The sequence below is a fragment of the Lentzea waywayandensis genome (assembly GCF_900115955.1).
In the GTDB taxonomy this organism is placed as follows: domain Bacteria; phylum Actinomycetota; class Actinomycetes; order Mycobacteriales; family Pseudonocardiaceae; genus Lentzea; species Lentzea waywayandensis.
The window spans coordinates 394,808-408,880 of the sequence record NZ_FOYL01000001.1; the positions used below are offsets into that span (position 1 = coordinate 394,808).

General features: G+C 69.3%; 12 protein-coding genes and 1 pseudogene. 5 read left to right on the plus strand and 8 right to left on the minus strand.

Features of this window, described 5'->3' with window-relative positions; all coding sequences use genetic code 11:
- Positions 1-23: 23 nt before the first annotated feature.
- Positions 24-2,420 (minus strand): FtsX-like permease family protein, encoded by a 2,397-nt coding sequence (locus BM417_RS01800; protein WP_093587957.1) that lies wholly within the window; start codon positions 2,418-2,420, stop codon positions 24-26.
- Between the two features lie 107 nt (positions 2,421-2,527).
- Between BM417_RS01800 and BM417_RS01805 the strand changes: the two genes are divergently transcribed.
- Entirely contained in the window at positions 2,528-3,025 is a 498-nt protein-coding gene (locus BM417_RS01805; RefSeq protein WP_093587958.1) for an NUDIX hydrolase, read from the plus strand.
- On the opposite strand, the gene BM417_RS01810 is transcribed toward BM417_RS01805, so the two are convergent.
- From BM417_RS01810 to BM417_RS01830, 5 genes and pseudogenes are all read right to left on the minus strand, one after another.
- Complete coding sequence (locus tag BM417_RS01810) at positions 3,012-3,347, minus strand: antibiotic biosynthesis monooxygenase family protein (protein ID WP_093587959.1); 336 nt, start codon at positions 3,345-3,347, stop codon at positions 3,012-3,014. The genes BM417_RS01805 and BM417_RS01810 overlap by 14 nt on opposite strands.
- Before the next feature lie 13 nt (positions 3,348-3,360).
- Positions 3,361-4,239 (minus strand): aldo/keto reductase, encoded by an 879-nt coding sequence (locus BM417_RS01815; RefSeq protein ID WP_093587960.1) that lies wholly within the window; start codon positions 4,237-4,239, stop codon positions 3,361-3,363.
- A gap of 73 nt (positions 4,240-4,312) precedes the next feature.
- Positions 4,313-5,368, minus strand: a complete 1,056-nt coding sequence (locus BM417_RS01820; RefSeq protein WP_093587961.1) for a glycoside hydrolase family 5 protein — start codon at positions 5,366-5,368, stop codon at positions 4,313-4,315.
- A 98-nt stretch (positions 5,369-5,466) separates the two neighbouring features.
- Complete coding sequence (locus BM417_RS01825) at positions 5,467-6,219, minus strand: hypothetical protein (RefSeq protein ID WP_093587962.1); 753 nt, start codon at positions 6,217-6,219, stop codon at positions 5,467-5,469.
- A gap of 59 nt (positions 6,220-6,278) precedes the next feature.
- Positions 6,279-6,920: pseudogene (locus tag BM417_RS01830) on the minus strand (ABC transporter ATP-binding protein); the annotation flags it as partial.
- Positions 6,921-7,032: 112 nt separating this feature from the next.
- On the opposite strand from BM417_RS01830, the gene BM417_RS01835 reads away from it, so the two are divergent.
- Both BM417_RS01835 and BM417_RS01840 read left to right on the plus strand, forming a co-directional pair.
- Positions 7,033-8,100: a sensor histidine kinase gene (locus BM417_RS01835; protein ID WP_245821618.1), complete on the plus strand. Its 1,068-nt coding sequence runs from the start codon at positions 7,033-7,035 to the stop codon at positions 8,098-8,100.
- Complete coding sequence (locus tag BM417_RS01840; protein WP_093587964.1) at positions 8,097-8,723, plus strand: response regulator; 627 nt, start codon at positions 8,097-8,099, stop codon at positions 8,721-8,723. The genes BM417_RS01835 and BM417_RS01840 overlap by 4 nt, the downstream gene beginning before the upstream one ends.
- Before the next feature lie 55 nt (positions 8,724-8,778).
- Here BM417_RS01840 and arc read toward each other — a convergent pair whose 3' ends face one another.
- Positions 8,779-10,578, minus strand: a complete 1,800-nt coding sequence (gene arc, locus BM417_RS01845) for a proteasome ATPase (protein WP_093587965.1) — start codon at positions 10,576-10,578, stop codon at positions 8,779-8,781.
- Positions 10,579-11,292: 714 nt separating this feature from the next.
- Between arc and BM417_RS01850 the strand changes: the two genes are divergently transcribed.
- Together BM417_RS01850 and BM417_RS47495 are read left to right on the plus strand one after the other, a co-directional pair.
- Positions 11,293-12,165, plus strand: coding sequence for an Rv0361 family membrane protein (locus BM417_RS01850; RefSeq protein WP_093587966.1), 873 nt, complete (start codon positions 11,293-11,295; stop codon positions 12,163-12,165).
- Between the two features lie 40 nt (positions 12,166-12,205).
- Positions 12,206-13,207, plus strand: coding sequence for a hypothetical protein (locus BM417_RS47495; RefSeq protein WP_177320232.1), 1,002 nt, complete (start codon positions 12,206-12,208; stop codon positions 13,205-13,207).
- A gap of 38 nt (positions 13,208-13,245) precedes the next feature.
- On the opposite strand, the gene BM417_RS01860 is transcribed toward BM417_RS47495, so the two are convergent.
- Positions 13,246-14,073 carry a tRNA (adenine-N1)-methyltransferase gene (locus tag BM417_RS01860; protein WP_093587967.1) on the minus strand — a complete coding sequence of 276 codons (828 nt, stop codon included), beginning with the start codon at positions 14,071-14,073 and terminating at the stop codon, positions 13,246-13,248.

Here is a 14,073-nt window from a genome sequence, read left to right on the forward strand (position 1 = left end):
CGTTGAAGCTCCCCTCACCCTATTCACCCGGACGCCAGTCCGGCGGCAGGACGAATGCGGGACGCGCCGCGAGAAGGCCCGAAAGCGGCGAGCACGGCGAGCAGAACGACCGCCACCGCGCCGATGACCAGCGGCAGGACGACTTTCAGCCCTGGCAGTGACATGTCGATGCCGGTGGAGAGAATCGCGATTTCCGCGTAGCCGAACCCGAGCACGCCGCCGCCGATCACCCCGACCAGGGCCAGCATGATCGCTTCAGCGATGACTCCGCCCTGCAGTCCGCCCCTAGTGACGCCCAAGGCGCGCCTCAGTGCGAGCTCCTTGCGGCGTTCCTGCACGGAGATGGTCAGCGCGGTGCCGATGCCGGTCACGGCGACCGCCACGGACAGTCCGAGCAGCATCATCATCAGCACGGTGCCCAGGTGCATGTACCGGTCCGCCTCGGCGCGTTCGTCCGCGTCCGTCTTCACGATGACGGTCGGGTTGTTCGGCAGCGCCGCCTGCAGTCCCGCCCGGAACTGGGCGGGATCGACGCCGGGCTTCAGCGCGACCAGCACCTTCTCCGCGGGTCCCGACGTGGGACCGGCGATGATCGGCGTGTAGCCGGTGATGCTGCCGGGGATCGTGCCGACGACCTTGTACTGCGTGCCGTCGGCCTCGACGTACGGCCGGCCCTCCCAGTGCGGCGGCACGATCGCGGTCCCGGCCGTGAGCTGCTCCGCGCCGGACACGTTCTGGGCCTTGAGCCAGGCCTTGAACTGCTCGGGGTCGACGCTCGCGGCGCCGTCCGAGGTCTTGTGCAGCACGACGCTCGCGGCCACGTCCGGCTGCGCGGGGATCTCCGGCAACGGCCGCTCGCCCGCGTCCACCACGGTCGCGTCCGGGCGTTCCTCGTTGGCGTACTGGTAGGTCATCTCCTGCGCGCCGCCCAGCACGACCAGGAAGAACGTCACCATCGAGCTGGCCAGCAGCAACGGCAGCGCCACCGACGCCGAGCGCTGCGGCATCCTGCGCACCTCGGCGCCGGCGAGCTTCCACTGGGTGCCGCCGATCTTGCCGAACAGCCGCGCGATGAACGGCACCGTGACGGGGCCGAGGATCCAGAACAGTCCCGTCACCGCGGCGATCGCGGAGAACGTCACGGCGAGAGGAGCGGCGGCCGTGCCCTTGGCGCCGATGGCCATCAGTGCGAGCAACGCGGCGCCACCGGTGAACAGCGCGCCGAACACGAACCGAAGGCGACGCACGGCGCGAGGCGGCACCTCGTTGTCCGCCTCACGCAAGGCGGCCAACGGCGAGACGCGCGCGGCGTTGATCGCGGGACGGACGGCCGCCATCACGCTCAGGACCGCGGCGACGACGACTCCGAGGATCACGTATCCGGTCGACGGCAGCAGTTCGGGGCTCAGCTCGACCGCGCCGAACAGCGCGGAGATGCCGGTGGCGTCGAACGTCCTGGCCAGCAGCCAGGCCATCGGCCCGCCGAGCAACGCACCACCGACGCCCGCAACCGCACCCGTCACGAACGCCTCGAACAGACTCCTGCGCACCAACGGCCCGCGCTGGGCACCGATGCACCGCAGCATCGCCGTCTGCCGCTGCCGTTGCGCGTAGACCGCGCGGAACGTGGCCGCCGCGACGAACACCGCCGTGGCCAGCGCGAGGATGCTGAACGGCAGCAGGATGAACGTCAGGTCGCTGCCGATGCTGTCGGCGTCCGGCGCCGGGTCCCACACGACGTACGCCGCACCCGCCGCGCTCGCGACGTCGGCGCGGGCCCCGCCGAGCACCCAGATCGCGGTGGTGACGGGCCGCGGGTCGAGCTTGCGCGCGAGATCCGGTCCCGCGACCAGGATCGGCCGCGAGTCCATCCCGCCCTTCTTCATGACCCCGCTGACGGTCACCTCGACCGGCCTGCCGTCCGCCGCGGCGAGCTTGATCTTGTCGCCGGGCTTCAGACCGCGTTCGAACGCGGTGATCTTGTCGACGGCGACCTCGCCGTCCGCAGCCGGGGCCTTGCCCTCGGCCAGCGGCCAGCGCGCCAGGTCGGGCTGCTGGACGTGCACCTCGGCACGGTGCTCCCCGGCCCGGCCGGTGCCGTCGAGGAGGTCGGCCTGGGCGACCTGCACCGGCACGGCACGGCCGACCGGGGAGAGCTTCGCGAGCAACGCGTCGTCGAGCCTCGGCTGGTTCGCCTCGACGGTGCCGGTCCCGTACTCGACGGGTTTGGTGTCCACCACGTGGCTCACCGACGACGGTGTGAGGGGCGCGCCCTCGTCGACCGACCTGGTGAGCGCGTCGCTCAGCACGAGGGCGGCCAGCAGGCAGGCGACGCCGACGACGAGCGCGACGCCGGGCAGCAGCGCGCGGCCCGGCCGGGCGCGGAACTCGGCGACGCCGAGCCGCAGGGAAGTGGACACGAATCCTCCTCGGTGACGTCTGACGTTCACGAAGGTAGGAAGGAAGGCGATCAGCGGGCGTCGGACTGGGGTAGCAAGCTCGCGTACGACCACAGGAGGACACCGGGATGATCAATCTGTACGACGAGGACGCGAACGTGATCGGCGAGGTGACCCGCGAACGCATGCGCGCGGAGAACCTCTGGCACGGCTGCGTCCTGACCGTGGTCTTCTCCGGCGACGGCGAACGGATCTACGTGCACCGCCGCACCGACTTCAAGGACGTCTTCCCCGGCCTGTACGACTACGCGGCGGGCGGCGTGATCGACGCGGGCGAGACCCCCGACGAGGCGGCGGTCCGCGAGCTGCGCGAGGAGCTCGGCGTCGAGACCCCGCTGACGCCGCTCTTCCAGACCACCTACGTCGACGAGCTGACGCGCTATCACGCGTGGGTCTACGAGACGCACAGCGACGGCCCGTTCGTCCACCAGCCCGAGGAGGTCGCCTGGGGCGGGTGGATGAACGCCGACGAGTTGCGGGGCAAGATCGAGGACCCGGGCTGGCCGCTCGTGCCGGACGGACGGGAGATCGGGCGGGAGTGGTTGCGGCGGACTAAGAGCGCGTGAACCCGTGGCTGCGCTCCACCTTCGCCACGTGGAGCGTGTAGCTCTGGTACCAGTGGGCACGCCCGCGCTGCTGCGCCGCCTGGTGTTCGGCGTTGGTCCGCCACTGCGTGAGGGCCTCGGCGTCGCTGAAGTACGCGACGGTGATGCCGAGTCCGCCGGGGTTCTGCGCGTGGTCCATCCCGAGATATCCGGGGACGTCCTTCACCAGTTCTTCCATGCGCGCGTTGGTGTCGCGGTAGCCGCTCTGCTCCTGCGTCCGCACGGTGGTGAAGACGACCGCGTAGTAAGGGGGTTCGAAAGCCTCGACGGGCGCATCGCTCACCGCACCACCGTAACTAGTTCCAGCTGAGGCCGGAACGGATTTTCCAGTACTGCTCGGCGGGCTCGGCCAGATCCGGCAGGTCCACGTCGATCCGCAGCGCATCCACATTGGACCGAAGCTGGTCCGGGCTCGCCGCACCGGACAGCACGACGTCGGCCCACGGCTGCCGTGCGATCGCCGCCAGCGCGACCGCGTCCGGGCCGACGCCGAGCGCTTTCGCCTGCGCCGCAACCGCTTGCGGAGGCTCGACGACGAGCCGTCCGTTGGCCACGCCCTCCTTGACGATCACGCGCAACCCGGCGTCGTGCGCCTCCCGCAGGGCCTCTCCCGCCGAGGTCTCCAGCACGTTCCAAGTGGACTGGACGGACTGGAAGACGCCGAGCTCGAGTGCCTTGCGGATGGCGTCGGCCTGCCGCGGCCCGGACGTCGAGAAGCCCAGCGGTACCTCGATCCCGGCCATCGCGTCCAGCAACGCGCGATCCTCGAACAACGGGCTGTCGGCCGTCAGCGAGTGCACCTGGTAGAGATCGACCCGGGGCAGCAGAGCCGTGGTCTCCTGCCACTGCCGGCGGAAACGGGCGAGCGAGTGCTCCTTGACCTCGTGCACCTCGGCATCCGGCTGCCAGTCCGCGGTGTAGGCGTAGCCCCACTTGCTGGAGACCGTCACGTCGTCATGACCGGGCAGCCACGACGACAGGAAGTCCTCGGACAGCCCGTACGAACGGGCCGCGTCGACCCAGCGGATGCCCAGTTCGTAGGCCGTGTCGAGGACGAGATGGCACTGCGCGCGCATGGACTCGACGTCGCGCACGGCGGGCAGCGCGTCCTCACGGCCGAGGTTGATGTAGGCGGGACGGCCGAGGGAGGCGAGACCGAGCGCGAGGTGAGCCATGCCGACAACGGTAAACGGCGGCCCCGAAGGACCGCCGCTCACGTGACCCGCCGGGGTCGGTCGATCAGAGAGATCAGAAGTCGTCGGCGGTGCGGATGTGGTTGCGCACCCACTTGCCGGCGTCCTTCAGGGGACCCTCACCGGTGAAGCCGCTGCCGGAGCACGTGCCGCTCTTGAACACCGCGCCGGTCCGCTGGTCGTCGGAGAAGTTCCAGTTGGTCCAGGAGATCTTGGCTTCCTTCATGAACGCGATGAACTTGTTCGCCATGGTGAAGTCGTTGGGACCGTCACCGGAGGCCTCCTGCGAACCGAACTCGGTGACGAAGACCGGCACCTGGCTCGAGACCGTGCGCAACGCGTTGAGGTACGAGTCGCGGTGGTCCTTGGCGTAGAAGTGGAACGTGTACATCAGGTTCGAGGCGTTGACCTTGTTCTGGCTGACCTCGTTGATGTTCTTGCCGTCGGACAGGCCGAACGTCGACCAGCCGTGCGTGCCGACGAGCACGAGGCTGTCCGAGTCCTCCGCGCGGATCGTCGGGATGACGGCCTCCGCGTAGGACTTGACCTTCGCCCACGTCACGCCGTTCGGCTCGTTGGCGATGTCGTAGATGATGTTCGTCTTGTCCTTGTGCCGCTGCGCGATCTCCTTGAAGAAGGTCTTGGCGCGCGTGGTGTTGGCGTTCGGGTCGCCCGGCGAGAGCTGGTGCCAGTCGACCAGCGCGTACAGGCCGCGCTTGGTGGCCTCCTCGATGTAGCCGTGCACCATGTCGGTGAACTTGCGAGGGTTGGTCTCGTAGCCACCTTCCTGGATGTACATCGAGATGCGGAGGACGTCCGCCTTCCAGTCGTTCGCGAGCGCGTCCAGGGACGCGGTCTTGACGCACTGGGAGTACCACTGGATGCCGTGCGTGCTCATGCCGCGCAGCTGGATCTGCTTGCCGTTCTTGTTGCACAGCTTGACGCCGCACACCTTGAGCTGGCCGTTGACCGCCGCGGGCGAGCCCGGCGGCAGCGCGGCTGCGGCGAAGGTGCCCTCGGGGGCGTCGGCGACGGAACTGCCCGCCATCGCACCGGTCAACGGGAGCACCACTGCCGCGGCGAGCGCCACCACAGACTTCTGCCAGGACATTCAGCGTCTCCTCTCGGAACTGCCGGCGGCGGATTAGTTAGGTAAGTTTCCTTACCGATTAAAGGTATAGATGACCTTAGGGGCGCCCCAAGAGCGAGTCAAGCGTCTTGTCGCAGAAGAGTCACCGTTCCGGCACCCAGCGTCACCAGTACGTAAATGGCCAAAACCGCAACGGCGGCCAATGGACCCAGCGGCGCGTCGTCGACGACCCCGGCGACCTCCCACACCAGGTACGGCACCATCACCGCGGACGCGTCCATGTTCCAGGGCGCCGGCAGCATCGGCGTGATGGCGGGCAGACCCCACAGCAGCACGCCCACCACCACGATCGTGACGGCCGTCGACCTGACCGCGAGCCCGATCCCGAGGCCGGTCAGGCCTGTCACCAGGATCGACAGCACGGCCGCCCCCGCCCACGGCAGCACGTCGCCGATGCCGTCCCACGGCGCGATAGGTGGCGGCCGGTCCCCCATGATCAGCCAGCTCGACCCGATGCTCAGCACGAGCGCGAGGGCACCGACCACCACGGCCGTGGTGGCGACGAGCACGCTTTTGGCCGCCAGCAAGCGTTTCCGGTCCGGCACGGCGGTCAGCGCGGTCAGCCTCGGATCGGACGTCGCGACCAGGGCGCCGAGCGCGGCGACGAGGAACTGGACGACCGGGGTGATCACCACGCTGCTGTCGGCGGAGGCGAACGTCGCCTGTTCCGCGGCGGACGACGTGTCGTAGTCCTGGACGATCAGCCACGACAGCAGCACGCCCGCGACCACCATCAGGCCGACGGTGATGATCAGCCCGTACGACGACCGGACGGTCCGGAGCTTGAGCCACTCCGCGGCGAGCGCGTTCATGACAGTCCCCTCCCGGAGGTGAGTTCGAGGTAGGCGTCCTCCAGCGAACCGTTGCGGGTCAACGCCTCCATCGGCGTCTCCTTGACCAGCTGTCCTCTTGCGACGATCACGACGTGGTCGGCGGTCAGCGCCATCTCGCTCATCAGGTGGCTGGAGACGAAGACCGTGCGGCCCTCCTTCGCGAGCCCGCGCATCAGATCGCGGATCCAGCGCACGCCCTCGGGGTCGAGGCCGTTGACCGGTTCGTCGAACATCAGCACCCCGGGGTCGCCGAGCAACGCCGCCGCGACGCCGAGCCGTTGCTTCATGCCCAGCGACAACGCCCTGATCCGCTTGTGCCGCACGCCTCCCAGGCCGACCTGCTCCAGCAGCGCGACCGCGCGCTTCTCGCCGATGCCGTTGCTCGCGGCGATCCAGCGCAGGTGGTCGAGCGCCTTGCGGCCGTGGTGCACGGCGGCGGGATCGAGCAACGCGCCGACGTGCCGCAGCGGCTGGTCCAGGTCCTGATAGCGCCTGCCAGCGATCAGAGCCTCGCCGCCCGACGGCCGGTCCAGGCCGAGGATCATCCGCATCGTCGTGGACTTGCCGGCGCCGTTCGGGCCGAGGAAGCCCGTCACCAGTCCAGGATGGACGGTGAACGACAGGTCCTCGACCGCCTTGGTGTCGCCGTATCTCTTCGTCAGGTTCCGCACCTCGATCATGCGGAGAAGGTTGGCTCCCGGCGGCCTTCCGCGGATCGGCCCGTGCTCCGATCCCGGGAATCGGACCGTGGTCCGAGGCGCACCGCGCGGAAGCTCGTTTACCGTCGATGCCGTGATCGCGAAACTGCACCTCTACCTGGTCGACCTGACCGCGGCCGTCGTCATCGGCGTGCTCGTCGGCTACGCCATGGTGGAGAACCAGGACAAGCCGTGGTGGCTCGTCCTGCCCGGCGCCGCGCTGGTCGCGCTGCCGGTCGCGGTGCGCCGCCTGTGGCCGGTGACCACTCTGGTGATCACCACGCTGGCGACGGTGGCGGTGGTGATCGGCCAGCTGCTGCCGGTCCAGGCGCTCGGAGCCCCGATCGGCGCGATCTGCTTCGCTCTCTACACCGTGGCGGTCGAGCGCACCCGTGCGTGGTCGCTGGCCGGGCTCGTGGCCACCGTCGTCGCGGTCTCCGGCGTGTCCGGGGGCGAGCCCGAGAACGTGCTGGTCGGCGTGGCCGTGCTCGGCGCGGTGTGGGTGATCGGCTACACCACCCGGCTGCGCCGGTCGATGCTCGAACGGGAGACGGCCCAGGTCGCCGAACAGATGCTGACCGACGAACGCCTGCGCATCGCCCGCGAACTGCACGACGTGGTGGCGCACAACCTGTCCCTGATCGCCGTGCAGGCCGGCAACGCCGCACACGTGCGCTCACCCGAACACGCCTACGAGGCGTTGGAAGTGATCTCCGAGACGAGCCGCGCGGCGCTGGCCGAGATGCGGGGACTGCTCGGCGTGCTGCGGGCCGACGCCGATCTCGCGCCCTCCCCCGGCCTCGGCGGGCTGGCCGACCTCGCCGACCGGGCGTCGCTCGCCGGGGTGCGCGTGTCGCTGGACGTGCGGGGCGATGCCGTCGTGCCGGAAGGAGTCGGGCTGTCGGCGTACCGGATCGTGCAGGAGGCGCTGACGAACGTCGTGAAGCACGCGGCGCCCGCGTCGTGCACGGTGCTGGTAGAGGTGACGCCGGAAGCCGTCCGCGTCGACGTGGCGGACGACGGGCCTGGGGTGAGGGAGCTCGGAGTGGGACACGGGTTGATCGGCATGCGCGAACGCGTGGCCGTGTACGGCGGCACGTTCAGCGCGGGCCCCGGTGAGACCGGCGGTTTCCGGGTCGTCGCGGAACTGCCGCACCGATGATCCGCGTGCTGATCGCCGACGACCAGGCGTTGCTGCGCGCCAGCTTCCGCCTGCTCCTCGACAACGAACCGGACCTGACCGTGGTCGGCGAGGCCGGCACCGGTGCCGAGGCCGTCGCGCTGGCGTCCGAGGTGAAGCCGGACGTCGTGCTGATGGACATCCGCATGCCCGAGATGGACGGCATCGAGGCCACGCGGCTGCTGGACGGGCCGCGCGTGCTGGTGCTGACGACGTTCGACCTGGACGAGTACGTCTTCGGGGCGTTGCGCGCCGGGGCTTCGGGGTTCCTGCTCAAGGACACGCCCCCCGCCGAACTGCTGGCCGCCGTCAGGGTCGTGGCGTCCGGCGAGTCGCTGCTGTCGCCGACGGTCACGCGCCGGCTGATCTCCGAGTTCGTCCGGCAGCCCGCCTCGCCCGTGGTGCGCGGGCTGGAGCGCGTGACCGAGCGCGAGAAGGAGGTCCTGCTGCTGATCGCCCGCGGCCGGTCCAACGCGGAGATCATGGCCGAGCTGCACGTCAGCCCCGGCACGGTGAAGACGCACATCGGGAACCTGCTGGCGAAGCTGCACGCCCGCGACCGCGCCCAGCTGGTGATCGCGGCCTACGAGTCCGGCCTGGTCTGAAACGGCGAACCGCCCCGGCCGTGTGCAGCGACCGGGGCGGTTCGGTGAAGCGGTACTACAGGTACGTGCCGGTGTTCGTGGCCGTGTCGATCGCGCGGCCGGCGTCCTGGTTCTTCCCGGTGACGAGCGTGCGGATGTAGACGATCCGCTCGCCCTTCTTGCCCGAGATGCGAGCCCAGTCGTCCGGGTTCGTCGTGTTCGGCAGGTCCTCGTTCTCGGCGAACTCGTCGAGGATGGCGGCCTGCAGGTGCCGGACGGAGAGTCCGGGCTGCTTGGTGTCCAGCAGCGACTTGATCGCCGCCTTCTTCGCCCTGTCGACGATGTTCTGGATCATGGCACCGGAGTTGAAGTCCCGGAAGTACAGGACCTCCTTGTCACCGTTGGCGTAGGTGACCTCCAGGAACCGGTTGTCCTCGGACTCCTCGTACATGCGCTCCACGGTGTGCTGCACCATGCCCTCGATGCAGGCCTTCGGGTCCCCGCCGAACTCGGCGAGGTCGTCGGCGTGCAGCGGGAGGTTGGGCGTCAGGTACTTGTTGAAGATGTCCTTCGCGCCCTCGGCGTCCGGTCGCTCGATCTTGATCTTCACGTCGAGTCGGCCGGGGCGGAGGATCGCCGGGTCGATCATGTCCTCACGGTTGGAGGCGCCGATGACGATGACGTTCTCCAGGCCCTCGACGCCGTCGATCTCGGCGAGGAGCTGGGGCACGATCGTCGTCTCGACGTCGGACGACACACCCGAACCACGCGTGCGGAAGATCGAGTCCATCTCGTCGAAGAACACGATCACCGGGGTGCCGTCGGACGCCTTCTCACGAGCCCGCTGGAAGATCAGGCGGATGTGCCGCTCGGTCTCACCGACGAACTTGTTGAGGAGCTCGGGGCCCTTGATGTTGAGGAAGTAGGACTTGGCCTGCTTGTCGGTCTCGCCGCGGATCTCCCGCACCTTCTTGGCCAGGGAGTTCGCCACCGCCTTGGCGATGAGCGTCTTGCCGCAACCGGGAGGGCCGTAGAGCAGCACGCCCTTGGGCGGGCGCAGCTCGTACTCGCGGAACAGGTCGGCGTGCAGGAACGGCAGCTCCACGGCGTCGCGGATCTGCTCGATCTGCCGGGAGAGGCCACCGATGTCGCTGTAGTCGATGTCCGGGACCTCCTCGAGCACGAGGTCCTCGACCTCGGCCTTGGGGACCCGTTCGTAGGCGAAACCCGCCTTCGAGTCGACCAGCAGCGAGTCGCCGGGCTTCAGCGGCGAGTCGAGCAGTGGCTGGGCGAGCCAGACCACCCTCTCCTCGTCCGCGTGGCCGACGACCAGCGCGCGGGAAATGGTGTCCAGACCGTCGTCGTCGGTCAGCACCTCCCGCAGAGAGCAGACCTCACCGGAACGCTCGAACCCGCCGGCCTCGACGACCGTCAGCGCCTCGTTGAGACGCACGGACTGGCCGTAGGCGATCTTCTCCGGCTCGACCGCGGGGGACACGGCTACGCGCATCCTGCGGCCGGACGTGAAGACGTCCACGGTCCCGTCGTCGAAACGTGCCATGAAGACGCCGTACCCGCTGGGCGGTTGCGCCAGCCGGTCGACTTCCTCACGCAGCGCGAGCAGCTGGCTTCGTGCTTCGCGGAGGGTGTCTATGAGCTTCGTGTTTCGCTCGGTCAGCTGGCTGACGCGCTCTGTCGCCTCAGCCAAGCGCTGCTCGAGCAACCGCGTGTGCCGCGGCGACTCGGTCAGCTTGCGACGCAACGACGCGATCTCGTCCTCGAGGAACCTGATCTGCGCAGTCAGCTCAGCAGAATTGTTGCCCTGGTTCAGCTCGCCACCCTCATCGGGTTGGCTGCCGGGATGACCGTGCTGCATGTCGGCACCCTCCTCCCGTGTTCGTACCGATTACGGTACCGGCGATCACCGACAAAATGGGGTACTCACAACATCATCTTCGCTCGTGTGGTGCAACGGTGAACCCTCCAACTGAGGTCAACTGCTCCATCTCGGTGTCCGCTCCGGCCACCCACCCGCTACGGTGCGTCTCAGAAACCACCACCGGCGTTTCGCGCCGCGACACGCCAGACGACCTGCGAGAAGTCCGAGGAGAGGGTCATGGGAGCACCTGGGCGGCAGCCCGGCCCCTACGGTCCGCGACCCCCCTCGGACGACCGTGGACACGCCTGGTATGGCTCACGACCCGGCGACGGGCGGCAATCCGCCGTCGTCCCACCAGGTGGACCAAGGACTGGTCCGATCGGCGGTCACGCACCGCAACCCACCCCGTTCGTGCCCGTCGGAGGACCCGCGCGAGCGAGGCTCCGATGCCTCCGGAGGGCGTGCGGCCAACCGGGTGGTTTCGCCGACGCGACCGGCGCACCACCCCGACAGCGCAGAGCATCGCGCTCGATTCCCGGTGGAGTTGCCACAATCGTTATCAGACACGACCTTGGCGCGGCCAGATCGCGGGTACAGGGCGTGTGCATAACCACTCGTGCGTGTCGATAGACCCCATTCGCCCGCGAGTTGTCCGGCGAAGTACGACAATGTCCAGCGAAAGATCACCTCATCCGCATCGGGGGAAGTTTCATGACCTACCCGCCGCAGCAGCCCGGGCCCTACGGGCAGCAGCCGCCGCAGCCCGGAGGTCCGTACGGGCAGCAGCCGCCGCAGCAGCCGGGGTACGGCCAGCAGCCCCCACCCGGCTACGGCCAGCAGCCGCCACCGGGATACGGGCAGCAGCCCGGTCAGCAGCCCGGTCAGTACGGCCAGCCGCAGCAGGACCCGTTCGGCCAGCAGGGACCGCCCAGCGGCGGCTTCCAGCAGCAGGGCCAGTACGGGCAGCCTGGCCAGTACGGCCAGCCTGGCCAGTACGGCCAGCAGCCCTACGGTCAGCAGCCGTTCGGCCAGCCCGGCGGGTTCGGCGGCCCTCCGCCTCCCAAGAAGAGCAACACCGGCCTGATCATCGGTGTCGTCATCGGCGTGCTGGTCCTCGTCGGCGGTGGCGTCACGGCCGCGGTCATGCTCACCGGCAACAGCTCGAGCAACTCCAGCAGCTCGTCGCCGGACTCGGGTTCGAGCGACAACGGCAGCAGCGGTGGCGACGAGGCCGACGTCAAGAAGGCGGCCGAGGAGTACATCGCGGCGGCGACCGCCAAGAACGAGAGCAAGGCCAAGTCGATGGCCTGCCAGGAGATGCTCGACGAGGCCGCCGAGGCCGAGCGGAAGGCCACCCCCGAGCAGAAGAAGCTCGCCGAGGAGATGAAGAAGCTCCCGGTCCCCAAGATGGTGTACAAGAGCGCGACCGTCTCCGGCAACGAGGCGACCGTCAAGATCACCATCACCGCGGACTACGGCGGCCAGACCCAGACCATCGACTCCGACACGAAGTTCAAGAAGGTGTCGGGCAAGTGGAAGGTCTGCATCCTGGCCAAGGACATCAAGGTGCCGACGACCCGCTAGCCGGGACGCAGTCGGTTCATCCGCTTCGGGGGAAGTCGTCATGACCTGTCCGCCGCAGCAGCCGGGGCCCTACGGGCAACAGCCGCCGCAGCAACCCGGTTACGGCCAGCAGCCGCAGCCGGGGTACGGACAGCAACCCGGCCAGCCCGGCCAGCAGCCCCAGCCCGGCTACGGCCAGCAGCCGCCACCGGGACAGGGGCAGCAGTACGGGCAGCCGCCGCAGGACCCGTTCGGCCAGCAGGGACCGCCCAGCGGCGGCTTCCAGCAGCAGGGCCAGTACGGCCAGCAGGGACCGCCCAGCGGCGGTTTCCAGCAGCAGGGCCATCAGGGGCCGCCCAACGGCGGCTTCGGGCAGCAGGGCCATCAGGGACCGCCCAACGGCGGCTTCGGGCAGCAGGGCCATCAGGGACCGCCCAACGGCGGCTTCCAGCAGGGCCAGTACGGCCAGCCCGGCCCTTACGGCGACCGGCAACCGTTCGGGCAGCCGGGAGGGTTCGGGGGACCCCCGACCTCCAAGCGGAACAACGCCCTGGTCGCAGTGGTCGCCGGATTCGCCGTGCTGCTCATCGGCGGCTTCTTCGCCTACCAGTACCTGCTCGACGCCGGCGACTCGGACAACAGCGACACCGCGGCGACGAACACCGGCACGAGCTCGGAGCCGACGAGCGGCAGCACGAAGCCGGCCTCACCGTCGTCGAAGAGCTCGTCGAACTCCTCGGGCAGCGCCGACGCGGACGCCCAGGAGGTCGCGGAGCTGTTCACCGAGAAGATCCTGCAGGGCGCTCGGTCGGGCAACGGCGACCCGAACGACGTCAAGGACCTGGTCTGCGCCGAGGCGTTCGCCACCATGAAGCCCCAGAACAAGGCCCAGCCGAACGCCAGGGCCACGGTGTCCGACGTCAAGGTGTCCGGCAGCACCGGCTCGTTCAAGCAGTCGCTGGAGGGGCTCGAGGGCCAGGGCACCCAGACCGCCGCCATCATCTACAAGCTGTCCAAGGCGGGCGGCAACTGGCAGGTCTGCGGCATCGACAGAGTCGAGTGACGCGAGAGGGCCCCGCATCGCGGGGCCCTCTCGTCGTTTCAGCCCTTGCTGGGGCGGCGCTGCGGCCGCGGAGCCGTCACACCGTCCGCGAGCTTGCGCGTGGTCAGCAGGAACGCCGTGTGCCCGATCATCCGGTGCTCCGGCCGCACGGCCAGGCCGACGACGTGCCACGGGCGGACGAGCGTCTCCCACGCGTGGGGTTCGGTGAAGCACGTCATCTCCCGCAGCGCCTCGGTGACGACGGAGAGCTGCGTGGTGGTGGCGACGTAGACGACCAGGACGCCGCCGGGGATGAGGTTCTTCGCGATCGTGGGCAGGACCTCCCACGGCGAGAGCATGTCGAGGATGACGCGGTCGACCTCGCCCTCGTGGTTCTTCACGTCGTCGACGGTGATCGACCAGTTGCCGGGGCGTTCGCCGAAGAACGTCTCCACGTTGCGGATGGCGTGCACCGCGTGGTCGTCGCGCACCTCGTAGGACTGGACGCTGCCCTTCTCCCCCACCGCGCGCAGCAGCGAGCACGACAACGCGCCGGAGCCCGCGCCCGCCTCCAGGACACGCGCGCCTGGGAAGATGTCGCCGTACATGCAGATCTGCGCGGCGTCCTTCGGGTAGATGACCTGCGCGCCGCGCGGCATCGACAGCACGTAGTCCGGCAGCAGCGGGCGCAGCGCCAGGAAGTTCGTGCCGCCCACCGACGCGACGACCGAGCCCTCGGGCTGGCCGATGAGGTTGTCGTGCGGGATGGCGCCGCGGTGGGTGTGGTACTCCTTGCCGGGTTCGAGAACGACCGTGTAGTGCCGGCCCTTGGGGTCGGTCAGCTGTACCCGGTCACCCGGCTGGAACGGTCCACTTGCGCTAATCAC